General features: G+C 60.1%; 21 protein-coding genes and 1 riboswitch. Of the genes, 17 read left to right on the forward strand and 4 right to left on the reverse strand.

Going from position 1 to position 22,344, the window contains the following annotated elements:
* Nucleotides 1-32: 32 nt before the first annotated feature.
* Nucleotides 33-238: riboswitch (cobalamin riboswitch) on the forward strand.
* Nucleotides 239-274: 36 nt separating this feature from the next.
* The 3 genes from GOV79_RS05930 (at nucleotide 275) to GOV79_RS05940 (ending at nucleotide 1,703) form a co-directional block, all read left to right on the forward strand.
* A complete protein-coding gene (locus GOV79_RS05930; protein ID WP_170788932.1) occupies nucleotides 275-439 on the forward strand; it encodes a CbtB domain-containing protein in 165 nt (54 codons plus the stop codon).
* 4 nt (nucleotides 440-443) lie between these two features.
* Nucleotides 444-1,142 (forward strand): CbtA family protein, encoded by a 699-nt coding sequence (locus tag GOV79_RS05935; protein ID WP_170788933.1) that lies wholly within the window; start codon nucleotides 444-446, stop codon nucleotides 1,140-1,142.
* A gap of 66 nt (nucleotides 1,143-1,208) precedes the next feature.
* Nucleotides 1,209-1,703 (forward strand): hypothetical protein, encoded by a 495-nt coding sequence (locus tag GOV79_RS05940; RefSeq protein ID WP_170788934.1) that lies wholly within the window; start codon nucleotides 1,209-1,211, stop codon nucleotides 1,701-1,703.
* On the opposite strand, the gene GOV79_RS05945 is transcribed toward GOV79_RS05940, so the two are convergent.
* A complete protein-coding gene (locus GOV79_RS05945) occupies nucleotides 1,700-2,056 on the reverse strand; it encodes a DUF1636 family protein (RefSeq protein WP_237217945.1) in 357 nt (118 codons plus the stop codon). The two genes, GOV79_RS05940 and GOV79_RS05945, sit on opposite strands and share 4 nt — an antisense overlap.
* A 127-nt stretch (nucleotides 2,057-2,183) precedes the next feature.
* Here GOV79_RS05945 and GOV79_RS05950 point away from each other — a divergent pair, with 127 nt between their 5' ends.
* The 7 genes from GOV79_RS05950 (at nucleotide 2,184) to mdoH (ending at nucleotide 11,676) form a co-directional block, all read left to right on the forward strand.
* Entirely contained in the window at nucleotides 2,184-2,642 is a 459-nt protein-coding gene (locus tag GOV79_RS05950) for a DUF302 domain-containing protein (protein WP_170770214.1), read from the forward strand.
* Nucleotides 2,643-2,720: 78 nt separating this feature from the next.
* The gene (locus GOV79_RS05955) at nucleotides 2,721-4,340 is read left to right on the forward strand and encodes a thiamine pyrophosphate-binding protein (protein WP_170788935.1); all 1,620 of its coding nucleotides are present in this window, start codon (nucleotides 2,721-2,723) and stop codon (nucleotides 4,338-4,340) included.
* Entirely contained in the window at nucleotides 4,327-5,511 is a 1,185-nt protein-coding gene (locus GOV79_RS05960) for a CaiB/BaiF CoA transferase family protein (protein WP_170788936.1), read from the forward strand. The genes GOV79_RS05955 and GOV79_RS05960 overlap by 14 nt, the downstream gene beginning before the upstream one ends.
* A 180-nt stretch (nucleotides 5,512-5,691) precedes the next feature.
* Nucleotides 5,692-7,062: a tetratricopeptide repeat protein gene (locus tag GOV79_RS05965; protein ID WP_170788937.1), complete on the forward strand. Its 1,371-nt coding sequence runs from the start codon at nucleotides 5,692-5,694 to the stop codon at nucleotides 7,060-7,062.
* Between the two features lie 35 nt (nucleotides 7,063-7,097).
* Nucleotides 7,098-8,315, forward strand: a complete 1,218-nt coding sequence (locus tag GOV79_RS05970; RefSeq protein ID WP_170788938.1) for an OpgC family protein — start codon at nucleotides 7,098-7,100, stop codon at nucleotides 8,313-8,315.
* Nucleotides 8,312-9,811, forward strand: a complete 1,500-nt coding sequence (locus tag GOV79_RS05975; RefSeq protein WP_170788939.1) for an OpgD/OpgG family glucan biosynthesis protein — start codon at nucleotides 8,312-8,314, stop codon at nucleotides 9,809-9,811. Before GOV79_RS05970 ends, GOV79_RS05975 begins: the two co-directional genes overlap by 4 nt.
* Nucleotides 9,808-11,676: a glucans biosynthesis glucosyltransferase MdoH gene (gene mdoH / locus GOV79_RS05980; RefSeq protein WP_170788940.1), complete on the forward strand. Its 1,869-nt coding sequence runs from the start codon at nucleotides 9,808-9,810 to the stop codon at nucleotides 11,674-11,676. Before GOV79_RS05975 ends, mdoH begins: the two co-directional genes overlap by 4 nt.
* Here the strand turns inward: mdoH and GOV79_RS05985 are convergent, their stop codons facing one another.
* Entirely contained in the window at nucleotides 11,677-12,501 is an 825-nt protein-coding gene (locus tag GOV79_RS05985) for a CE1 family esterase (RefSeq protein WP_170788941.1), read from the reverse strand.
* On the reverse strand, nucleotides 12,498-12,971 hold the full coding sequence (locus tag GOV79_RS05990; RefSeq protein WP_170770199.1) for a rhodanese-like domain-containing protein: 474 nt from the start codon (nucleotides 12,969-12,971) through the stop codon (nucleotides 12,498-12,500). The genes GOV79_RS05985 and GOV79_RS05990 overlap by 4 nt, the downstream gene beginning before the upstream one ends.
* Nucleotides 12,972-13,192: 221 nt before the next feature.
* On the opposite strand from GOV79_RS05990, the gene GOV79_RS05995 reads away from it, so the two are divergent.
* From GOV79_RS05995 to selD, 7 genes are read left to right on the forward strand one after another with little or no spacing between them, the layout of a single operon-like run.
* A complete protein-coding gene (locus GOV79_RS05995) occupies nucleotides 13,193-16,063 on the forward strand; it encodes a monovalent cation/H+ antiporter subunit A (RefSeq protein ID WP_170788942.1) in 2,871 nt (956 codons plus the stop codon).
* A complete protein-coding gene (locus GOV79_RS06000) occupies nucleotides 16,063-16,422 on the forward strand; it encodes a Na+/H+ antiporter subunit C (RefSeq protein ID WP_170770195.1) in 360 nt (119 codons plus the stop codon). The genes GOV79_RS05995 and GOV79_RS06000 overlap by 1 nt, the downstream gene beginning before the upstream one ends.
* A complete protein-coding gene (locus GOV79_RS06005) occupies nucleotides 16,419-17,963 on the forward strand; it encodes a monovalent cation/H+ antiporter subunit D (RefSeq protein WP_170788943.1) in 1,545 nt (514 codons plus the stop codon). The genes GOV79_RS06000 and GOV79_RS06005 overlap by 4 nt, the downstream gene beginning before the upstream one ends.
* Complete coding sequence (locus GOV79_RS06010; protein WP_174839409.1) at nucleotides 17,960-18,460, forward strand: Na+/H+ antiporter subunit E; 501 nt, start codon at nucleotides 17,960-17,962, stop codon at nucleotides 18,458-18,460. The genes GOV79_RS06005 and GOV79_RS06010 overlap by 4 nt, the downstream gene beginning before the upstream one ends.
* Complete coding sequence (locus tag GOV79_RS06015) at nucleotides 18,460-18,729, forward strand: K+/H+ antiporter subunit F (protein ID WP_170770632.1); 270 nt, start codon at nucleotides 18,460-18,462, stop codon at nucleotides 18,727-18,729. Before GOV79_RS06010 ends, GOV79_RS06015 begins: the two co-directional genes overlap by 1 nt.
* Before the next feature lie 7 nt (nucleotides 18,730-18,736).
* Nucleotides 18,737-19,123 carry a Na+/H+ antiporter subunit G gene (locus GOV79_RS06020; protein WP_170788944.1) on the forward strand — a complete coding sequence of 129 codons (387 nt, stop codon included), beginning with the start codon at nucleotides 18,737-18,739 and terminating at the stop codon, nucleotides 19,121-19,123.
* A gap of 5 nt (nucleotides 19,124-19,128) precedes the next feature.
* Nucleotides 19,129-21,288 (forward strand): selenide, water dikinase SelD, encoded by a 2,160-nt coding sequence (gene selD / locus GOV79_RS06025; protein WP_170788945.1) that lies wholly within the window; start codon nucleotides 19,129-19,131, stop codon nucleotides 21,286-21,288.
* Here the strand turns inward: selD and mnmH are convergent.
* A complete protein-coding gene (gene mnmH, locus GOV79_RS06030; RefSeq protein WP_170788946.1) occupies nucleotides 21,279-22,331 on the reverse strand; it encodes a tRNA 2-selenouridine(34) synthase MnmH in 1,053 nt (350 codons plus the stop codon). The genes selD and mnmH overlap by 10 nt on opposite strands.
* Between the last annotated feature and the right edge of the window lie 13 nt (nucleotides 22,332-22,344).

The raw sequence follows: 22,344 nt of genomic DNA on the forward strand, positions 1-22,344 counted from the left end.
GCGAATGGCGATTGCGCCACGCGGGTTTTGAAGGCTAGATGAACCCGTCTGGTCTCGTCGTTCACAGCGACGAGCTAAGAGGGAATGTGGTGCGATCAGAGTTGATCCAATCCACAGCCGCCCCCGCGACTGTAAGCGGTGAGCCTTGCTCAACCAGCCACTCCTGAATTTTCAGGGGGAAGGCGAGCACAGGCCCTGACCCGCAAGCCAGGAGACCTGCCAGGCGTGATTTGAAACACCAGCCGTCGGGTGCGGCGGCACAGGAGAATTGAAAATGACAACTCAAACACAAACCGCCTCGCGCGCTGGTATCCTGCCGGTCATGTTCGCTGTGGTTCTGGGCCTTGGCATCATTTCGGTGACTGGTCACATTCAGGCCGCCGCCCTGCATGACGCAGCCCATGACGTGCGTCACGCAACTGGCTTCCCCTGCCATTAAACCCATGTTTGGTCGCATTCTGACCAGCGCGTTGTTCGCTGGTGCTACAGCAGGGCTGATTGCCGCCCTGCTGCAGCTTGCGTTTGTGCAACCGGTTTTGCTGCACGCGGAACTGTATGAATCAGGCGAATTGGTCCATTTCGGCGGCGACGTCGTCAATGCCCACCCCGAGCTGCCGGGCATGTTCTCGGATCTGTTCCGCGATGCGTTGAGCGTTATTTTCACAATGCTCATCTATACCGGTTATGCGCTGATGATGATCGCGCTGATGTCCGTGGCTGAGGGCAACGGCCACAAGATTGACGGGCGCACCGGTGTTTTGTGGGGGCTTGCGGGGTTCGTTGCCGTGCACCTCGCACCCGGATTCTCGCTCGCGCCAGAAGTGCCCGGCGTGGCAGCAGCCGATGTCGCTGCGCGTCAAATCTGGTGGTTTGCGACCGTCGCAGCAGCAGGTGTTGCCATGTGGCTGATTGCCTTTGGCGGCACCCTGATCAGCTATGTGATCGCAGCCGCCCTGCTGTTGGCCCCACATCTGATCGGCGCGCCCGAGCCGGACGTGTTCACCGGCCCCGTTCCGACCGAGATCGGTGCGCTGTTTGCCGCACGCGCTTTTGGCATCGGACTGGTAGCCTGGGTTCTGGTCGGGGCATTCGCCGGGTACTTCTGGCGATATGAAAGCCAGCGTGCCGAAGCTGCGGCCTGACAAGCACGCTTATGAACACGCCGAGACCAGCTCGGCGTGTTTGCTACTACCATCAAGGAACATAAAATGGCACGCTCACTTGCCCTGTTTGCAATCGGCATAGTTTTTGGCAGTGGTGCAGGATTTGTGGTTGCGGCTGCAAATGGCGTCACTTTCGACGGCCATGAACATGGCGATCCTGCACATCACAGTCCATCTCACGCCGAGGCAGCCGCACACGATCATTCGACTGCCATCAACCTGCCTGCTGGCGCTGATGCTCCGGGGCTTGAGATCGCTCTTACGCCCGATCCTATGGCGGGCTGGAACCTGTATGTCATGCCGCAGAACTTTCGGTTCTCACCACAAAATGCCTCAAAGACCGATGTCGACGGCGAGGGGCATGCACATGTCTACGTAAATGGAGAGAAACTGGCCCGGTTGTACGGTAACTGGATGCATATCGACCATCTGCCGCAGGGCGAGGTCGAAGTCTCGGTCTCTCTGAACGCAAACAGCCACAGCCCGCTGATGGTCGACAACATCCCCGTCAGCGCGGCGGTCACACTACAGGTCGACTAAAGCGCCGGGATACGCGCCCGCAAACACATCCGGAGCCGCCCGCAAGGCCGGGCGTCTTCGATCCAGCCTTTGGGGCTTTCCAGATAGGTCCGGCAGGTCGCCACGATATCATCGGCGTCCGAGGCGACATCGACCCCTGAAAACACATATGACGCCCCGCCATCGGCCTGCAGCGCGATGGCCACGGGTTCTGCACATCCGCTGAAACAGGCGTGCTGATCGACCGAAACCCGCCCCTCAATCCCCGCGCGGGTCAGGGCGGATTCGACAGCTTTGACCTCGGCTCCGCAATCGCGGGCACCGGCACAGGACGAACATATCAACAGGCGCATCTGATCCAATTCGGAACTCATCGGGTGGCATTTGCCTGTTTCTGAGGGTTTCCAACCGCAGGCGCAATCGAGAAAACGCGCAAGATTGTGAGTGCGCCCTGTCCCGCTTTCTGGCATCACTGTCGCAACCCCGAAACAGGAGGCCCAGATGAAAGCCCTTTGGACTGCGATTGCCCTGATAGCGACCCCTGCTTTGTCAGACGAGCCCCTGTCGGGCTGGGCCAGCTACGCAACCGACAAAAGTTACGACGCGTTGGTTGCCGACACCAAGGATGCCATCAAAGCCAATGGTCTGATCGTGGTCACGCAGGCAGGCCCGACCAACGCCGCCGCATCGCGCGGGATCACTATCCCCGGCAATCGGGTCATTGGTGCCTTCAACAACGACTATGCGGTGCGCGTGCTGGAAACATCAGTGAACGCGATGATCGAGGCGCCGATCCGCTTTTATGTCACCGAGAACGAGGACGGCACCGCCACCCTATCCTACAAGACTCCCAGCTTTGTCTTCGCGCCCTATGTCTATGAGGGCGGAGACCCCCTGCGCGAGATCGCTGAGGAGCTGGATGGCAAGTTTCAGGCTGTGGCTGAAACAGCAGTCAAATAGTCACACTGGCGTGATCCGGCTTGCGTCTGGGGCTGTCCTCCGCAATCTGCTGTGAAACAGTTTTTCGGAGCATGACTTATGCAAGACCTCTCGCCCCGCGCAGCGGACCTTCTGGCCCAACGTTTGTACGAGGCCGGATGTCGCCACGCCTTTGGAATGCCCGGTGGTGAGGTTCTGACCCTTGTCGATGCGCTGGAACAGGCCGGGATCACCTTTCACCTGACCAAGCATGAAAACGCCGCCGGTTTCATGGCCGAGGCCGTGCATCACCGCGATGGCGCGCCTGCCATTCTGGTTGCCACCCTTGGCCCCGGTGCGATGAACGGGATCAACGTGGTCGCCAATGCCTTGCAAGACCGTGTGCCAATGATCGTGCTGACCGGATGCGTCGATGCGGATGAGGCGCTGACCTATACCCATCAGGTGATGGATCACGCGCAGGTCTATCGCTCAATCACCAAGGGGACGTTTACACTGACCGCCAAAGGCGCAGACATTGTTGCCGATAAGGCGGTTACGTTGGCCAATCAACCGCGCCCCGGTCCGGTGCATATCGACGTGCCGATCTCGGTCGCGGATACCCGCGTGTCGGGCGTGAAACCGCGCCGCCGCGCCAAGATTGCCACTGTGTCCCCCGCAGGCGACTGCGTCGAGAAAGCCCGCCGTTGGGTGTCTCAGGCCGAACGGCCCATCGCAATTGTCGGGCTGGATGTTCTCTATGACGACTCGCGCAATGTGGTGCAGGCATTTCTGGAGCACTTCGACATCCCCTTCGTGACGACCTACAAGGCCAAGGGTGTGGTGCCTGAGGATCACCCTTTGTGCCTGGGCGGCGCGGGCCTGTCGCCGCTGGCTGACAAACATCTGGTTCCGCTGGTCGAACAGGCCGATTTGGTGCTGTGTCTGGGCTATGACCCGATCGAAATGCGCCCCGGCTGGCGTGAGATCTGGGACCCTGAGGAAAAGCGTGTGATCGACGTCTCGGCCGTGCCCAATGACCACTACATGCATCAGGCGGGGCTGAATCTGGTCGCGCACACGGGCGAGACGTTGGAGGCCATTGCCAAAGGCACCCCGTCGCGCAAGACATGGCCGGGCGGCGAGCCCGCACAAGTCAAAGCCGCTTTGGCGCAGGCGTTTCCAGCGGATGACGACTGGGGGCCCGCGGCGGTGATCGCCGAAACCCGTGCTGCCCTGCCCGCCAACACGCTGGCGACCGCCGACAGCGGCGCGCATCGTATTTTGCTGAGCCAGATGTGGGACTGCTCCGAGGAACGCGGTCTGATCCAATCCTCGGCCCTGTGTACCATGGGCTGTGCCGTGCCGATGGCGATTGGCCTGAAACTGGCCGAACCCGACCGCCCTGTGATCAGCTTCTCGGGTGATGCCGGGTTCCTGATGGTTGCCGGAGAGCTTTCGACAGCAGCCGAGATGGGGGGAAACCCAATCTTTCTGGTCTTTGTCGATGCAAGCCTTGCGCTGATCGAGCTGAAACAGCGCCAGCGCCAGATGGGCAATACGGGCGTGGATTTCGACCGCCACGACTTTGCCGCCATGGGCCGCGCGTTCGGCGGAAACGGCCACACGGTGCGCAACCGCGAGGAGCTGCGCGCGGCGCTGGACGCGGCGGTCAAGGCCGACAGCTTTACCGTCATCGCCGCCGAGATCGACCGTGGAGGCTATGATGGCAGGATCTGAGGGGCCGCTGACGGGCGTCAAGGTTCTGGACCTGTCCCGCATTCTGGCAGGACCGACCTGCACGCAATTGCTGGGCGATCTGGGCGCCAACGTGATCAAGATCGAAAACCCGGCAACCGGCGGCGATGATACTCGGCAGTGGGGTCCACCTTATGTGACGGACGCGGATGGGAATGCATCGGACCTAAGCGCTTATTTCATGTCGGCCAACCGCAACAAGAAATCTGTGGCCATCGACATCACCACCCCCGAGGGTCAGGCGGAAATCCGACGCATCGCCTCGCACGCGGACATTCTGATCGAGAACTTCAAACCCGGCGGGCTGGCGAAATACGGCTTGGATTACAAAACCTTGTCGCAGGAATTTCCCAGCCTCGTTTATTGCTCGATCTCGGGTTATGGGCAGGATGGGCCGAACGCATCGAAACCCGGGTATGACCTGATGGCGCAGGGCTATGGCGGGATCATGTCGCTGACCGGCGACCCCGAAGGCGCGCCGATGAAGGTGGGCGTGGGCATCGCTGACGTGATGTGCGGCATGTACGCGACCGTCGGTATTCTGGCCGCGCTACGTCACCGGGATCAAACAGGTGAGGGCCAGCAGATCGACCTTGCGCTGGTCGACGCGCAAATTGCGTGGCTGATCAATGAGGGCGTGAATTACCTGACCTCTGGCAACGTCCCTCAACGGCGCGGAAATGGGCACCCGAATATCGTGCCCTATGACGTCTATCAAACGGCGGACGGGCACGTGATCCTGGCGGTTGGCAACGACAGCCAGTTCAGACGGTTCTGTGACTTCATCGGACAGCCTGACCTGGCGGACGATCCCCGTTTTGCGACCAACCCATCACGTCTGGAACATCGTGATGCGCTGAATGCAATTCTGCGCCCAGCCGTGCAAAACTATGACACTGAAACCGTCATTGCCGAGCTTGAGGCGCGCAAAGTGCCTGTGGGCCCGGTGCAGACGTTGGATCAGGTTTTTGCCACCGATCAGGTCGCCGCAAGGCAGATGCAGATCGCCATGCAAGCCGACCCGGCACAGGTGAATCTGATCGGAAATCCACTGAAACTGTCCAAAACGCCTGTAACATATCGCAGTGCTCCACCGACCTTTGGCGCGGACACTCAGGCCGTTCTGAACGCCGAAAACCCGTTTGAAGACTGAAACACAATGCCTAATTCGGCGGCATGTTGCTGAAACATGCCGTTGAATCGGCGGTTTTTTTCACGTTTTGCACACACAGCATTTCACCAATTCGAGAGGTCGGTCGATACTGATACGACCCGACTAGAGTCTCTGGTAAGTCGAATAATGTACTAATTCTCAACGGATCGGACCACGAGCATGAAACAAGACGTTTTCGGACAGATGAACACCCTGAGCCATTCGGCAAGCGCCGAGGCATGGGATGGCGTGCTGCTCGGGTTCATGGCGCATGCGGCGGTGACGCCTCGGCATCTGGGAAAAGTTCTTGAGCTTGAGCCCGATTTTGCCCTGGGCCATGCGATCAAAGGTCTGTTCATGGTTCTGTTGGGCCGCCGCGAGATGATGCCAGTCGCCATCGAAGCTCTGGCCGCGGCTAATGCCGCGATGGAGCGTCAACCGGTAACCTCACGCGAACGCCTTTATGTACAAGCGCTGGAGCTGTATCTGTCCGATCTGCCCTCGCAAGCCGTTCAGAAGTTCGAGGAAATCCTGCGCGCCCATCCGCAAGACTCGCTGGCGATGAAGCTTAGCCATGCCACCCGCTTTGTTCTGGGCGACGCCGAAGGCATGCGTCGCTCGATCGAACGTGTGATGCCGGCGTATGAGCCTGATCACGCGGGCCGTGGATATCTGTTGGGCTGCCATTCTTTCGCGCTGGAAGAAACCGGCGCCTATGAGAAGGCCGAGATTGCAGGCCGTCAGGCGCTGTGGATGGTGTCAGATGACGCATGGGGCCTACACGCGGTGGCCCACGTGCATGAGATGACCGGTAACGCACAGTTGGGTCTGGATTGGCTGGCCGGGCGCGAGGACGCTTGGGCGCATTGCAACAACTTCCGCTATCACGTCTGGTGGCACAAAGCGCTGATGCATCTGGATCTGGGTCAGGTCGATCAGGTGATGGAGCTTTATGACAACTACATCCGTCAGGACAAGACCGACGATTACCGCGATATCTCGAACGCGACCTCGTTGTTGTCCCGTCTGGAGCTTGAGGGGGTAAATGTCGGCAATCGTTGGGAAGAACTGGCCGACCTGAGCGCCAATCGCACCGAAGACGGCTGCCTGATCTTTGCCGACCTGCACTATCTCCTGGCCCTCACTGGCGATAACCGGGACGAGGCGACCGGAAAGATGCTGAAACGCATCCAGAAAGACGCCCAGCGTAATCAGGGCGACACCCCGATCCGCATGTCCGATCCGGGCGTTGCAGCAGCCAAAGGGTTGGAAGCATTTGGCGACGGCCTGTACGGCCAAGCCTTTGATTTCCTTTCTACAGCACGTGACGGAATGCAACTTGCAGGTGGCAGTCACGCGCAACGTGATGTATTCGAGCGCATCACAATTGATTCCGGCCTGCGCGCCGGGCATCTGGATGCAGTCGAGCGCATCCTGGATGACCGCCGCGCAAAACGAGCCGGTGGCGAGGACAATTACGCCCTTGCGCGCCGCGCATTGATCGACGCGGCACGCGATGACGGAGACGCACAAAGCGTTCCGGCTGAATAACAAAAACAAAAAGACCAAAGAAGGACAGAACACGTATGGCGACAGCATCGCCCGCTTCTGATTTTGCGCCTGTGGCAGCTCAAGTAGCCGCCCCTGCCCGCGTGCGCGACCCACGGCTGGATTTCTATCGCGGCATCGCGATGTTCATCATCCTGATCGCACACATCCCGAACGACCCCTGGGCCAGATGGATTCCAGCGCGGTTCGGCTATTCGGATGCAACCGAGATTTTCGTATTCTGCTCGGGGATGGCCTCGGCCATTGCGTTTGGTGGGGCCTTTGCCCGCAAGGGTTGGTGGATGGGAACGGCTCGCGTGGCGTTCCGCATCTGGCAGGTCTACTGGGCGCATATCTGCCTGTTCTTCTTTGTGGCCATGTCGATGGCGGCGCTGGACCAGACAGGTTTCTTCGAGAAAACGTATATTTCCTCGCTGAACCTCCAGAATTTCTTCAACGATCCTGCGCCACAGATGGTCGGTCTGTTCACGCTGACATACGTGCCGAACTACTTTGACATCCTGCCAATGTATCTGGTGGTTTTGGCGCTGATGCCCGTTTACATGGGCCTATACCGCGTCGGGTTCTGGGCCGTGGCCGCCACGTCGATTGCGATTTGGCTGGTGGCACAAACTGGCGCGCTGGCCCTACCGGCCGAGCCTTGGTCGGACCGTCAGTGGTTCTTCAACCCCTTCGGCTGGCAGTTGCTGTTCTTTACCGGCTTTGCCTTCATGCGCGGGTGGATCCCTGCCCCGCCCGTATCGAAAACCCTGATCTGGGCTGCCGTGCTGTTCCTGATCCTGTCGGCCCCGTTTGGATCTTGGAAGGTCTTTACCTGGATCAACAATGCCGCGCCTGAATTGGGTGCCGTGCTGCGCAAGGGCTGGCCCTTGACCTCGGAACTGCGGGGCAAGACCGAGTTTGGCCTGCTGCGCTATGTTCACTTCCTCTCACTGGCCTATCTGGGCTGGGTCGTCGCGGGTGAGCATGGCCATCGCCTGATCGCAACCGGTCAGGGTGCAGCCGCGAAAGTTTGGGAATTCCTGCTGACCGTCATCACCAAGGTCGGGCAGCAATCGCTGGCGGTCTTCGTCTTTTCCATGGCAGCAGCGCGCCTGATCGGCGTTGGACTGGACCTGAGTGGGCGGGATGTTGCCAGCGTCTTCATCGCCAACATGATTGGCTTTGCCATGATCATCGGCGTGGCCTATCTGGCCGGTTGGTTCAAGTCACAGCCTTGGAAGTCTAAAAAATGAATTTCACACGTCGCGCATTTCTGGCCTCAACTTCGGCGCTTGCTTTCGCTCCGGCCACCTTTGCAGCCGGGGGCGAGGTCCTCTTTGACCGCAACGATGTGATCGCGCTGGCTCGGGAACTGGCCAGCCAACCCTATGCTGAGCGTGAGATGGTTCCGCAGGAATGGCAGGACCTGACGTATCAACAGTATCGCTCGATCCGGTTCAGGCTGGACCGTGCGCTGTGGTATGAAACCCAGACGCCGTTCAACGTAGATTTCTTTACGCCAGGCCTGTACTTCCCGCGCACTGTTAAGGTTTCAACAGTCGAGGACGGGATGACCACCCCGGTTACGTTCGATCTGTCGATGTTCGACAAATCCGAAGACGTGCCGACCCTGCCCATCGACGACACGCTGGGGTTCTCTGGCTTGCGCCTGCGCACCGAAATGCACCGCCCCGGTAAGACCGATGAGTTCTGCGTCTGGCAAGGCGCCAGCTATTTCCGCGCCATTGGTCTGCACGAGGTTTACGGGCTGTCCGCGCGTGGTCTGGCCCTAAAAACAGGGGACCCGGATGGTGAGGAATTTCCCGAATTCATCCGCTTTTGGCTGGAACGACCCAAACCCGGCCAGCGCAACATGGTCGTCCACGCGCTGATGGACAGCCCCAGCGTGACCGGGGCCTATCGGTTCAACGTCACCGCCGGGGCCGACTGCATCATGGATGTCGAAGCAACGCTCTTCCCCCGCGAAGAGCTGCCCCATGTGGGCATCGCGCCCGGCACTTCGATGTTCCTGTTCGACCAGACCAACCACAGCCGGTTTGACGATTTCCGCCCCGCCGTTCATGACAGCGATGGCTTGATGGTTCGCAATGGCGCGGGTGAGGTGCTGTGGCGGCCTTTGGCCAACCCTACCCGTCTGCAGATTTCGTCGTTCGTGGATACGAACCCACGCGGCTTTGGCCTGATGCAGCGGAAACGCAAGTTCTCGGACTATGCGGATCTTGAGGCGAATTATCACAAGCGCCCCGGCCTGTGGGTGGAACCAAAGGGCGATTGGGGTAAAGGCACCGTGACGCTGGTCGAGATTCCGGCGGATCAGGAAATCTACGACAACATCGTCGCCTATTGGCGCCCGGCCGAGCCCTATGCCGCCGGCAGCCAGATCGACATGTCCTATCGTTTGATCTGGGGCGAAGAACCCCAGCGCACGCCCATGCCACGGGTGATCAACACCGCGATGGGCGACAATACCTTCGGCGACGGACGTCTGGCAGTAATCGATTTTGAGGCCTCCGACCTGTTCGATGACCCCGAAGCGATGACTATTTTTGTGGACTCACCCCATGCCGAGACCTCAGACGGCGTGCTGCAACGCAATCCCGATACCGGCGGCTTGCGGCTGGCATTCTCGTTCCAGCCGGGCGAGCGGAACCACGTGGAGCTGCGCGCGCAGCTTCTGAAGGACAAACAGCCAGCCTCTGAGGTGTGGCTCTACCGTTGGACCTCATGAGCCGCGATCTGCATATCATGCCGTCTGAGGCCCCTCTGGCGATGCCCGCGCAGGATTTCAGCGCCGGGTTTCGGGATGCACAGGTACCGAATGGCAAGCGCGCCTCGGCCGGGTTCTGGCGCGCGCTGGCCTTTTCGCCTGCGATGGCGGCCACTCTGGGGCTGCTTTGGGTGATGTCCGACTGGTTCGGGGCCGAAGGGATCAACCTGATCGAAGGCATCCTGCTGACGTTGATCTCGTTCAACTTCTTCTGGATTTCTTTCACGGTCTGCACCGTTCTCCTGGGTATGGTATCCTTGTCGCGGCAGGAACAGCCCAAACGCGAAGGCCTCCCTCAGCCCCTGCGCGTGGCGCTCTTGACGCCCGTCTACAACGAGGTGCCGTGGAACGTGCTGGGCAATGCCCGCACCATGCTGGAGGATCTGAGTAAGCGCGGGGGTCAGCATCACTATGCCATGTTCATCCTATCCGACACGCGCGACCCCGAGATCGCCGCGCAGGAACAAGACAGCGTCGAGGCGCTGCGCACAACCCTGGCGCCGGGACTTGAGCTGTATTACCGCCGTCGTCCTGAAAACACTGACCGCAAAGTGGGCAATATCGCCGATTGGGTCAGCCGCTGGGGGGCTGATTGGGATGCGATGCTGGTGTTGGACGCCGACAGTCTGATGACCGGCCGTGCCATCACCCGCCTAACCGACGCCTTGGCGCGTGACCCCGGAGCCGGTCTGATCCAGAGCTACCCGCAGCTGATCGGCGCGCAATCGGTCTTTGCCCGGATGCAGCAATTTGCCAACGGCGTCTACGGCATCGCCTTTGCCGAAGGTCTGGCCCGTTGGTGCGGGCAAGAAGGCAATTATTGGGGCCACAACGCCATCATCCGCACCCGTGCCTTTGCTTCCAGCGCGGGGCTGCCCAAGCTGCGCGCCTTCAATGGTCAGGAAAAGCTGATCATGAGCCACGATTTTGTTGAGGCCGGACTACTGCGCCGCGCCGGGTGGGCCGTGCGGTTTCTGCCACGCATTCGCGGGTCGTATGAAGAGACGCCCCCTACGCTGATCGACCACGCGCTGCGGGACCGGCGCTGGTGTCAGGGCAATCTGCAACACCTGAAACTGCTGGGCTCGACCGGGTTCCGCGCGGTGTCCCGCTTCCACATGTTCCATGGTGCGGTCGGGTATCTGATGTCGCCCTTGTGGTTTGCTCTGCTGGTTATGTGGGCGCTGATCGGTCAGGGTGAGGACGCCTCGGTCCTGTATTATTTTAGCCCCGACAATCCACTGTTCCCGCAATGGCCCGAGATGTCGGAAACCCGCCATGTGCTGATCATTCTCGTTATGTATGCCATGTTGCTGGCCCCCAAGGTGCTGGGCGTTCTGGCCCTGCCGCTCAGCGGTGTGCGCTATTCGGATTTTGGCGGCGGCTTCAAATTCCTGACTTCGTTTTTGTCCGAGGTCATTCTGTCGATCCTCTACGCGCCGATCCTGATGGTGCAACAGATGATCGCTGTGTTCCGCACCGCATTCGGTGTGCAAAAGGGCTGGTCCCCACAGGCGCGCGACGGGGGCAGCTATGGGCTGCGCACTCTGATCCTGTGCCATGCTCTGGAAACCGTCAGCGGCGTAGCGTTGAGTGTCGGCATCCTGTCCGGGCTGGTCTCGGTCTGGCTGGCCCCGATAGCGATCAGCCTGGCCTTCGCGATCCCGCTTTCTGCACTCAGCGGAGTGTCTTCGGGCCCTGCGCGCCGCATGGTCGGGATGAAAGAGGATGTTAAGGAACCCGCGATCACACGCTCGGCCCGCCGTCACAGAGACGAGTTGAAGCGCTTGATCGAAGGTAAAGGCGTGATGACCCCGGCAGAGTGATCAGCCGCCGGGCAGGCCTTCGTACCAGTCCACCATCATGTCAGCCCACCCTTTGGGCACTGTGTGCCCTCCAGGGAACAGCGCAAACTCCAGTGCACTGCCATCTGCACAGCCGCTCCAATACCGGCGCATAAAAGGGCCGGTCGTCGAAAACCCGCTGGGTTTGGTGTCGACGCAGCCATTGGCGATGCGCCAGATTTCCAGCCCGGCAAAGATATCGCCCTGATGGAACCGGCCACCGCCCAGCAAACGCCCTTCGAGCGGGACCACATTGTCGGTCCAGCCATGGGTGTGAAACATACGGATCGGCCCTTCGCAGGCCTCAGGGTGAGGTCGCCAGAACCCGCCTGATACGGGCACATAAGCCGAAAACGTCTCGGGCGCATCGCAGGCCAGATAGTTGACCATGAACCCACCGGCCGAGAAACCACCCAGAATAACGCGCTCGGCATCAATCCCGAACTTGTCAGCGGCGTCCTGAACGACCTCGGTCAGGAAGGAGGTTTCATCCCTGTCGCCGAAGCCGGGGTAGAAGTTCCAGCTTTTGACACCGGGGCGATTGGCGCGCTCAAGCCCCTCGGGCGCCATCACCGCATAGCCTCGCGACAACAAGGGTTTGACCATGCCGCGGTTCTTCATCGTACCGGTTCCGCTGCCGCCATAGCCGTGCAGGAAAACTACCAGCGGCGGATTTTCCGCCTTAGGCAGTTCGATATGGTATTCGCCCATTTCAGTGCTACAGGCACCGTCCTGATCAGCGCAGGCGGCATGGGCCGACTGCCCGGCGATTGCGGCCACGACAGCCAGCACGGCGGCGCGGATCATTGAACGGCCTCCTCATAAGTTCCAACCGGCAACCCCGACCGGACCCAACCGGGCCCTGCGGCCGAGCCTAGCATCCCTTCGGGTACATCGATGATATTGGTAAAGCCTGCTTCGCTCAGCCGGTTGCTGAGCCGCGCGGACCGAACCCCGCGCGCGCAGATCAGAGCAATAGGCGCAGACCTGTCGCCGTCGGTCAGTTGATCCAGCGCCTGAACAAAATCATCACGGCGCATGTCCAATGGATAGGCACCCTCACCCACGCCTGTCGCATCCCACTCGCGCGGGGTTCGAATATCCAGCAACAGCACGTCGCCCGACACGGCCTGTTCATGCGCCGCCTGCACACTGAGATGCCCACCCGCATAGCTGGGCGGGATCAACCGGTATTCTCGGATCGCAAAACCCGCTGCAACGGCGGCCCCGCCGCCGAAAAGAATCCACCTGCGGGTGCGGATCGTCTTGTCTGGCACGTCGTGCCCTCCTGTGTGGTCAGATACGTATTACCATATTGAACACCGCAAATCCGCGTTCAATTCAGAGAGTCGGATCAAGTTCATGTCAGGATTTTTTCAAAAACCGCAATTTGGCGACATCAGTAGGTCAAACAGCGGTACTTGCAATAGCTGGACAGTTCGAAAATTATCCTTACAAAATCAGGGTTATCTTGACCGCCCAGACCGGAGTATCGCACTTGTCCCTATTCCTCATCGCGGCCCTTCCCTTTCTTGGCGCTGTATTTCCAGCTCTACTGATCAGGGCAGGACGAAATGCAGCTGCTTCGGCTGCGGGCCTCACCACATTCCTGGCACTGATGGGCGTCTTGATCCATATCCCCACGATCATGCGCGGCGAGGTCGTGACCGCCCGGTTCGACTGGATCCCCATCCTGGGCCTGAACGCGAATTTCATGATGGACGGGCTGAGTTTTCTGTTTGCCCTGCTGATCTTGGGGATCGGGCTGCTGATCATCCTATATGCGCGGTTCTACCTGTCGCGCGAGGACCCGATGGGACAGTTTTACACCTATCTGCTGCTGTTTCAGGGCGCGATGGTGGGGATCGTTCTGTCTGACAACATTTTACTTCTTCTTATTTTCTGGGAACTTACGTCTCTAAGCTCATTCTTGTTGATCGGCTATTGGAAACACCTGCCTGAGGGCCGTCAGGGCGCGCGCATGGCACTGGCCGTGACCGGTTCTGGCGGGCTGGCCATGATCGCGGGGATGCTGATTCTGGGCAATATCGTGGGGTCTTACGACCTGAGCGTAATCCTTCACAACAAGGAGATGATTCAGGCGTCGCCCTATTATCTGCCCGCTCTGATCCTGATCCTGCTGGGCTGTTTCACCAAGTCGGCGCAGTTCCCGTTCCACTTTTGGCTGCCGCACGCAATGGCGGCTCCGACACCTGTGTCGGCCTATCTGCACTCGGCAACCATGGTGAAGGCCGGGTTGTTCCTGATGGCGCGGATGTGGCCAGTTCTGGCGGGCACGGATGCGTGGTTCTATATCGTGGCGACCACCGGTTTGGTGACCATGTTGATCGGTGCGGTGATTGCGCTGTTCAAAGACGACCTCAAGGCGCTGCTGGCCTTTTCAACCGTGTCACATCTGGGCCTGATCACCATGCTGCTGGGCTTTGGCACCAAGTTTGCCGCTGTCGCCGCCGTGTTCCACATCATCAACCACGCGACATTCAAGGCTGCGCTGTTCATGACCGCCGGGATCGTCGATCACGAGACCGGAACCCGGGATATAAAAAAACTGGGCGGGCTGCGCCACCTGATGCCGATCAGCTTTACCATCGGCACTATCGCATCGCTGTCCATGGCGGGTCTGCCGCCACTGAACGGGTTTCTGTCGAAAGAGATGATGCTGGAAGAAACCGTCCACACCACCTGGCTGCATTCGCACTATCTGGTGCCGGGTCTAGCACTGTTGGCTGCAGTGTTCTCGGCAGCCTATTCATTCCGCTTCATCAGCCACGTGTTTCTTGGCCCCGAGCGTCACGACTATCCGCATCATCCGCATGACCCCCCGGTCGGGCTGTGGCTGGCCCCGGCGTTTCTGGTCGTGCTGGTCGTGCTCATCGGCCTTTATTCCAACGCTATCGTCGGCCCGCTGGTCGCGGTTGTGTCGGATGCGGTCTATGGCGGTGGCAAGCCGCCCTATTACTCGCTGAAACTGTGGCACGGGTTTACGCCCGCGCTTTACATGTCGGTTGTCGCCACACTGGGTGGCCTGTTCCTGCTGTCCCAGCACCGCCGGGGTGAGCAATTCTGGAACGCCTTGCCCCGCCCCGAGGCGAAAACCATATTCGAGGCCGTGATCAGTGCGCTGACTTCGGCAAGCCGCTGGATCACCGACACACTGCATAATGGCGTGATCAGCCGCTATGCCATCATCCTGATCGCCTTTACCGTGGGGCTTGGGTACTACGCCTATGCGACCGGTTCTATCGGCGCGCAGACGCGCGATCCCCTGCCGCTGCAGGTGATCCCAGTGATCGGCTGGATTTGTCTGGTGGGAGCCACCCTGGCCATCATGTGGTTCCACCGCAACCGCCTATTGTCGCTTGTATTGATCGGTGTCGTTGGTCTGATCGTTTCGATGGCCTTCAACTATCTGTCGGCCCCCGACCTTGCGCTGACCCAGATCTCGGTCGAGGTGGTAACGATGATCCTGTTGCTGCTGTCGCTGAACTTTCTGCCCACCGATACGCCTTGGGACAGCAGCGCCGCGCGGCGCTGGCGGGATGCAGCGATCTCGGTCGTAGCGGGGATCGGATCCGGTGCCCTGATCTATGCGCTGATGTTGCGGGATTTTGCCTTCCCCACGATCTCGGATTTCCACCTGGCCAATTCGTACAAGGGCGGAGGCGGCACCAATGTGGTGAACGTAATCCTCGTGGATTTCCGAGGCTTTGATACGTTCGGCGAGATTATCGTGCTGGGCATCGCCGCCCTGATCATCTTTGCCCTGACCGAGTCCGTTCTGGGCACGAATGTGCGCGCCTATCTGCTGAACCGCAAACCACATTGGCCACAGTCGGGGGACTCGCATCCGCTGATGATGGTCGTCGTGACCCGGATGATGATGCCGATCGCGCTGATGGTGGGAGCATACATCTTTTTCCGTGGGCACAATCAGCCCGGCGGCGGGTTCATCGCCGGTTTGATTGTCGCCATTGCCTATCTGATGCAATACATGGCCAGCGGCTATACCTGGGCCATTGAACGGCAGAGGTTCTACTACCATGGGTCTATCGGGTGGGGCGTGCTGATAGCCGCTGCAACAGGGATCGGTGCATGGTTCAATGAGCGTCCGTTCCTGACCAGCGATTTCGGTTATATCCACTGGCCGCCGCTGGAAGAGTTCGAATGGGCCACAGCTATCCTGTTTGACACTGGCGTGTTCCTCGCCGTGCTTGGCGCGGTGATGCTGGCGCTGGACAGCCTGTCGCGCTTTGCGTGGCAGCCGGGCATGGCGCAGGAATTCCCGATGGATATCAACCCGCTGCGGGACCGCGACACAAAAGACGATAACGAGAAGGAGCAGGCCTGATGGAAGCGCTCGTAGCCTCAGCCGTAGGCGTCATGACCGCTGCCGGGATCTTCCTGATCCTGCGCCGCCGAACCTTTCCCGTCATCCTGGGCCTTTCCCTGCTGACCTATGCGGTGAACGTGTTCCTGTTTGCCACAGGCCGGTTGGCGTTGGATGCACCTGCGGTGCTGAACAAATACAAGGACGTGCCCTACACCGACCCGCTGCCGCAGGCGCTGGTGCTGACGGCCATCGTAATTTCGTTCGGGATGACGGCAGTGATCGTGATGATTGCCCTCTCGGCCTATCTGTCGGCCAAGGATGATCACATCGACATGCGTGGACAAAACAATACCGATGCGCCGGGAGAAGACGCATGAACCACTGGATCGTCGCTCCGATCGTTCTGCCCGCGATCCTGGCCCCGTTCATCATCATGGTCCTGCGCTATCATCTGGACCTGCAACGCATCTTCTCGGTCGCTGGTGTGGTGGGCCTATTGGGTATTGCCCTGACCATCACCGCGCAGGCCGCTGGCGGAGATATTCTGGTCTATGAGTTGGGCAACTGGCCTGCGCCATTCGGCATCGTTTTGGTACTGGACCGGCTTTCTGCGATGATGGTGCTACTGACCGCGCTGTTGGCCCTGCCTATCGTGCTCTACGCCATCGCCTCGGGCTGGGACGACCGAGGCAAACATTTCCACGCCCTGTTTCACTTCCAGCTCATGGGTGTGTGCGGAGCCTTCCTGACCGGCGACGCCTTTAACCTTTTCGTTTTTTTCGAAGTGCTGCTGATCGCCTCATACGGATTGATGACGCATGGAGGCGGCGCAACCCGCCTGAAAGCAGGCGTGCAATATGTGGCCTATAACCTGCTGGGCTCTACCCTGTTTCTGTTTGCTCTGGGTACGCTTTATGCCGTCACAGGCACGCTGAACATGGCCGATATGGCGGTGCGCGTGGCTGAACTGCCTGCCGAAGATACGGCCTTGCTGCGGGTCGGCGCAGTGCTGCTTCTACTGGTCTTTTGTATCAAGGCCGCCGTTCTTCCGCTGCACTTCTGGTTGCCTGCCAGCTATGCCAACGCGCCGTTACCGGTGGCCGCACTGTTTGCGATCATGACCAAGGTTGGGGCCTATTCGATCCTGCGGATGTACACGCTGGGCTTCGGTCCCGAGGTTGAGGCCACCCAAGGCCTGGTGGGCTCTTGGCTGCAACCAGCGGCTCTGGTGACACTGGCCATTGGGACCATCGGCATTTTGGGCGCACAGCATATCGCGCAGATGGTGGCGTTCTGCGCCATCGCCTCGATGGGGACATTGTTGATCGCAATCTCTTTGTTTACCGAGACCGCTACGGCTGCGGCGCTGTATTACATCTACCACTCGACCCTTGCCACGGCGCTGCTGTTCCTGATCGCGGATATGGTGGTCGAACGCCGCGGCGGGTCCATCGCTCCCACCGCGCCGATGCCGCAGGGCGGGCTGATCTCGGCCCTGTTCTTTGTAGGGGCCATCGCCCTGGCTGGGATGCCACCCCTGTCAGGCTTTATCGGCAAGTTGCTGGTGCTGGATGCCGCACGAGATGCGCCTGACGCCAACGCGATCTGGGCGGTTGTCCTGATCGGGTCCTTCGTGACAATCGTCGGTTTGGCCCGCGCGGGTACGGTAATCTTCTGGAAAAGCCACGACATCCAGCACAATCCTGCAACCGACCTTGAAAAAGAAGAAGAGGCGCTGGCCAGCCCTGCCCCCGAGCCCCACCCCGGACTGGCCTTTACATCGGTCTTTGCGGCAGTTCTGGGTCTGGTCCTGCTGACACTCTTTGCGGGTCCGGCGCTGAAATATGCCAGCAACACGGCTGAGCAGCTCTTTACCCCAGAAAACTATATCGCTGCCGTATTGGGAGAGAACGGATGATCAGATTGCTGCACCGGATATTCCCGCACCCGCACCTGACCTTCCTGCTGACGGTGGTTTGGGTGCTGCTGGCCAATACCGGCTCGCTCAACTCGGTGGTGTTCGGGTTGTTGCTGGGGATCATCATCCCCTTTGTCACGCAACCCTATTGGCCCGACCGGCCGAAACTGCGCAACTGGCCGATGATCGCCGAATACATGCTGGTCGTGCTGTGGGACATCGTGATCGCCAATATAACCGTGGCCAGGATCATCCTGTTCAAACGCGATGCCGACCGGCAACCCAACTGGGTCTCGATTCCATTGGAACTGCGCACCCCCGAGGCGATCACCGTGCTGGCCGGAACGATCACCATGACGCCCGGCACAGTCAGCTGTGATCTGTCCGCACAAGGCCATAACTTGCTGGTTCACTGCCTCGACGCCCCCGACCCTGAGGCGGTACGTGACGAGATCAAGCAACGCTATGAGCGCCGCCTGAAGGAGATTTTCGAATGATTGTCACCTATGCCATCTGGTTCGCTTTCGCCTGTTTCGGCGCAGCGATCATGCTGTGTCTCTACCGGATCATCTCGGCCGAGGGGGTCGGCACCCGCGTTCTGGCGCTGGACACGATGGTGATCAACACTATCGCGCTGATGATCCTGTACGGGCTTGCATTGGGGACCGAGATCTTTTTCGAATCCGCCATGATCATTGCCATGCTGGGTTTTGTCTCCACCGTAGCCTATGCGCGCTTCATGCTGCGCGGCAATATCATCGAGTGAGGGCGGCATGACGATTATCTTCGAATTTCTGATTGCTTTCTTTCTGGTCGTTTCGGGCATCTTCGGCTTTGTAGGGTCCTATGGGATGATCAAGCTGAAGGACCCGATGTCGCGCCTGCATGCACCCACTAAGGCCACCACGCTGGGCGTAGGCGGGGTGCTACTGGCGTCGATCGGCCATTCGGTTCTGCTCGAAGGCAAGCTCTCGCTGCACGAGCTTCTGATCACGCTCTTTTTGTTCCTGACCGCGCCGATCACGGCCCTGTTCATTGCCAAATGGCATATTCATCGCCATGAAAAGCCAAGCGATCTGCCGGATGCGGGCGAGGATGAGCTTTGGGCCACCCACGCGGTCGAGCAGGTCGAGGACGTCCCTGACCACACAGCGAACTGACCCTGATGCATACTTCTCCGCTGCCTCTGACCCGCGATCTGGTTCTTGTCGGCGGCGGCCATACGCACGCGCTGCTGCTGCGCAAATGGGGCATGAATCCTTTGCCCGGCGCACGCGTGACCGTGATCAACCCCGGCCCCACCGCGCCGTATTCCGGCATGTTGCCGGGGTTTGTGGCCGGGCATTACCAACGCGCAGAACTGGATATTGATCTGGTGAGGCTGGCCCGGTTCGCTGGCGCGCGGGTCATTTTGGGCAAGGTCGAGGGAATAGATCTGGATACCCGTTGCGTGCGCGTACCAGGCCGCCCTCCCGTGGCTTTTGACGTGGCCTCGGTTAACATTGGCATCACCTCGGACATGCCCGCCCTGCCCGGATTTTCTGATCACGCGGTGCCCGCTAAACCTCTGGGTCCGTTTGCCGCCAGATGGGGCGAATATCTTGAACGCACGGGCCCTGCTTCGGTCGTTGTGATTGGCGGCGGAGTGGCCGGGGTTGAGTTGGTGATGGCCATGGCCCACGCCCTGCGCGCCAAGGGACGTGTGGCGCAGGTCACGTTGATCGACAATGCGCAGGCGTTGACGGCGACAGCGGACAAGGCCGCTGCAACCATCCGCAAGGCCATGGAGGGGCTTGGGGTTGACGTGATCGAAGGCGCGACCATTGCAAAGATCACCAGCGAAACCGTCGTGCTGGAAGACGGCCGCCAAATCCCTGCCAGTTTCGTGACAGGCGCAGCCGGAGCGCGCCCTTATGCCTGGATGGCCGATACCGGGCTGGAGATGCAGGATGGTTTTATCCGGGTGAACGGCTTCCTCCAGTCCAGCGATCCCGCGATTTTCGCCGCCGGAGATTGCGCGCATCTGTCCGAAAACCCGCGCCCCAAAGCGGGCGTTTACGCGGTGCGCGAGGCACCGATCCTGTTCAACAACCTGCGGGCCATGCTCGGGGCGGGCCGGATGCGCAGGTATCAGCCGCAGAAAGACTATCTGAAACTAATCTCGCTGGGCGAGAAGTCAGCCTTGGGCGAGCGCCTCGGAACATCGTTCAGTGGCCCTTTGATGTGGCGTTGGAAAAACCACATTGATCAGACCTTTATGAACAAGTTTCGCCACCTGCCCCAGATGGAACCGCCTGCAATGCCGCGACTTCACGCCAGCGGTCTACATGAAGCGTTGGGCAACAAACCCATGTGTGGCGGCTGCGGTGCCAAAGTCGGGCACGGTGCGCTGCACGCTGCATTGAAACACCTGCCCGAGGTACAACGAGAGGACATCCACTCCCTGCCCGGCGACGATGCCGCCTTGGTTCATACTGGTGGCGTACGGCAGGTCATCACCTCGGACCATCTGCGAAGCGTCTCAGATGATCCAGTACTGATGACACGCATCGCCGCAGTTCATGCCTTGGGCGATATCTGGGCAATGGGCGCTACGCCACAGGCCGCTACAGCGACCATCATCCTACCCCGCATGACGCCTGAATTGCAGCGCAGAACGATGGCCGAGATCATGGCAACCGCCAGCGAGGTCATCCGCGAAGCCGGGGCTGAGATCGTGGGCGGTCATAGCTCGATGGGGGATGAGATGACCATCGGGTTCACCCTGACCGGACTGTGCTCGCGCGCGCCGATCACCCTGTCCGGGGCGCATACGGGCGATGCTTTGATCCTGACCAAACCCTTGGGCAGCGGCGTTCTAATGGCTGCTGAAATGGCCGGCCAAGCCGACGGGGACTGGATCACCAAAGCCTATGAACAGATGACCCACCCGCAAGCCGAAGCGTCTCGGATTCTGGCCGATGCCCACGCGATGACGGATGTCACCGGGTTTGGGCTGGCGGGGCATCTCATGGGCATGTGTCAGGCCTCGGGCTGTGGCGCAACGATGGATCTGGATGCAATTCCATTGATGACCGGCGCGCTCGACTTGGCCAAGCTGGGGGTCCGGTCCACGATTTTCGACGAAAATCGTTCCATCGCACTGGATCTGCCATCCGGTGGAAAGGCCGATCTGTTGTTCGATCCGCAAACCGCAGGTGGGCTTTTGGCCGCGGTCGCGGCGGATAAGGCTCACAATCTTTGCGAACGGTTGCACAAAGCGGGATATCCGGCGGTGGTGATCGGCCATATGACCGAAGCCGCAGGGCTGCGCCTTCAGGACTGATCCAGAACCGTCTGCACCTGAGAAGCGACCTGCTCCAACCCCTTGGCATCCAGCGTCGGCACATCAACCCGCGCAATCACATCCGCCTTCCGGGCACGGCTGGATTTCGCATAGGCCGGGTCATAGTGTTGCTGCATCAGAGCCTGCGTCAACGCCAGCTTGTCGCCCGCCTCGATCAGGGTAAGCCAACCGTCGACCACCTCATGCCCGCGATGAGACCGGAGCGGAAACAGCCTGTCCCGCAATCGAGCTGTGTCAGATAAAATATCATCATAGGCCCGCACCAGATAAGCCGAGCGCGCCTCAAGCGGTGCGCAGATGTGAATGCGCGGCGCGGCACATAACGCGGTCCACAGTGAGGGCGGCAGGATCAAAGACCCGATCTTGGAAGATTCCGCCTCGACCACCACGGGATGTGCGGGATCAAGGGCGCAGAGCGCCGCCGCAAGCGCGGATTCAAATGCTTTCTGACTAGGTTGACCTCCGGGCTGTTCCCCAAGCAGCGAGCCGCGGTGATTGGCCAACCCTTCCAGGTCCAGCACCTGAACACCGCGGATGTTCAGACGGGCCAGCAATTCAGTCTTGGCAGTTCCGGTGTAGCCATCCAGCGCGAACAGACGATGCGGCAGAGGGTCCTCGTAGAGATATCGGTTCACCAAACGGCGATAGGTGCGATAGCCGCCCTCGATCACTTCGGCCCGCCAACCGATCTGTTGCAGCATCCAGGTGAATGAGCCCGAGCGTTGCCCACCGCGCCAGCAATAGACCAGAGGTTTCCACCCGCCCTCATGATGCGCCAGGCTGTTTTCGATATGGTTGGCGGCATTGCGAAACACCAGCGCTGCACCCAACTTGCGGGCCAGAAATGGGCTTTGTTGCACATAGATCGTCCCGACCCGCGCGCGTTCTTCATTGTCCAGAACCGGCAAGCTGATCGCGCCCGGAAGGTGATCTTCGGCGTATTCGGCAGGGCTGCGCACGTCGATCACGGTGTCAAACCCATGCGCATAAAGGTCAGGAAGGCTGTGGAATTTCAAAACCATGTCAAAGGTCTAT

The sequence above is a fragment of the Ruegeria lacuscaerulensis genome (genome assembly GCF_013034745.1).
Taxonomy (GTDB): Bacteria; Pseudomonadota; Alphaproteobacteria; order Rhodobacterales; family Rhodobacteraceae; genus Ruegeria; species Ruegeria lacuscaerulensis_B.

Bases quoted from the DNA above. Each gene is read 5' to 3' on its own strand.
- GOV79_RS05930 (WP_170788932.1), top strand. From the start codon at position 275: ATGACAACTCAAACACAAACCGCCTCGCGCGCTGGTATCCTGCCGGTC.
- GOV79_RS05935 (WP_170788933.1), top strand. From the start codon at position 444: ATGTTTGGTCGCATTCTGACCAGCGCGTTGTTCGCTGGTGCTACAGCA.
- GOV79_RS05940 (WP_170788934.1), top strand. From the start codon at position 1,209: ATGGCACGCTCACTTGCCCTGTTTGCAATCGGCATAGTTTTTGGCAGT.
- GOV79_RS05945 (WP_237217945.1), bottom strand. From the start codon at position 2,056: ATGAGTTCCGAATTGGATCAGATGCGCCTGTTGATATGTTCGTCCTGT.
- GOV79_RS05950 (WP_170770214.1), top strand. From the start codon at position 2,184: ATGAAAGCCCTTTGGACTGCGATTGCCCTGATAGCGACCCCTGCTTTG.
- GOV79_RS05955 (WP_170788935.1), top strand. From the start codon at position 2,721: ATGCAAGACCTCTCGCCCCGCGCAGCGGACCTTCTGGCCCAACGTTTG.
- GOV79_RS05960 (WP_170788936.1), top strand. From the start codon at position 4,327: ATGGCAGGATCTGAGGGGCCGCTGACGGGCGTCAAGGTTCTGGACCTG.
- GOV79_RS05965 (WP_170788937.1), top strand. From the start codon at position 5,692: ATGAAACAAGACGTTTTCGGACAGATGAACACCCTGAGCCATTCGGCA.
- GOV79_RS05970 (WP_170788938.1), top strand. From the start codon at position 7,098: ATGGCGACAGCATCGCCCGCTTCTGATTTTGCGCCTGTGGCAGCTCAA.
- GOV79_RS05975 (WP_170788939.1), top strand. From the start codon at position 8,312: ATGAATTTCACACGTCGCGCATTTCTGGCCTCAACTTCGGCGCTTGCT.
- mdoH (WP_170788940.1), top strand. From the start codon at position 9,808: ATGAGCCGCGATCTGCATATCATGCCGTCTGAGGCCCCTCTGGCGATG.
- GOV79_RS05985 (WP_170788941.1), bottom strand. From the start codon at position 12,501: ATGATCCGCGCCGCCGTGCTGGCTGTCGTGGCCGCAATCGCCGGGCAG.
- GOV79_RS06000 (WP_170770195.1), top strand. From the start codon at position 16,063: ATGGAAGCGCTCGTAGCCTCAGCCGTAGGCGTCATGACCGCTGCCGGG.
- GOV79_RS06005 (WP_170788943.1), top strand. From the start codon at position 16,419: ATGAACCACTGGATCGTCGCTCCGATCGTTCTGCCCGCGATCCTGGCC.
- GOV79_RS06010 (WP_174839409.1), top strand. From the start codon at position 17,960: ATGATCAGATTGCTGCACCGGATATTCCCGCACCCGCACCTGACCTTC.
- GOV79_RS06020 (WP_170788944.1), top strand. From the start codon at position 18,737: ATGACGATTATCTTCGAATTTCTGATTGCTTTCTTTCTGGTCGTTTCG.
- selD (WP_170788945.1), top strand. From the start codon at position 19,129: ATGCATACTTCTCCGCTGCCTCTGACCCGCGATCTGGTTCTTGTCGGC.
- mnmH (WP_170788946.1), bottom strand. From the start codon at position 22,331: ATGGTTTTGAAATTCCACAGCCTTCCTGACCTTTATGCGCATGGGTTT.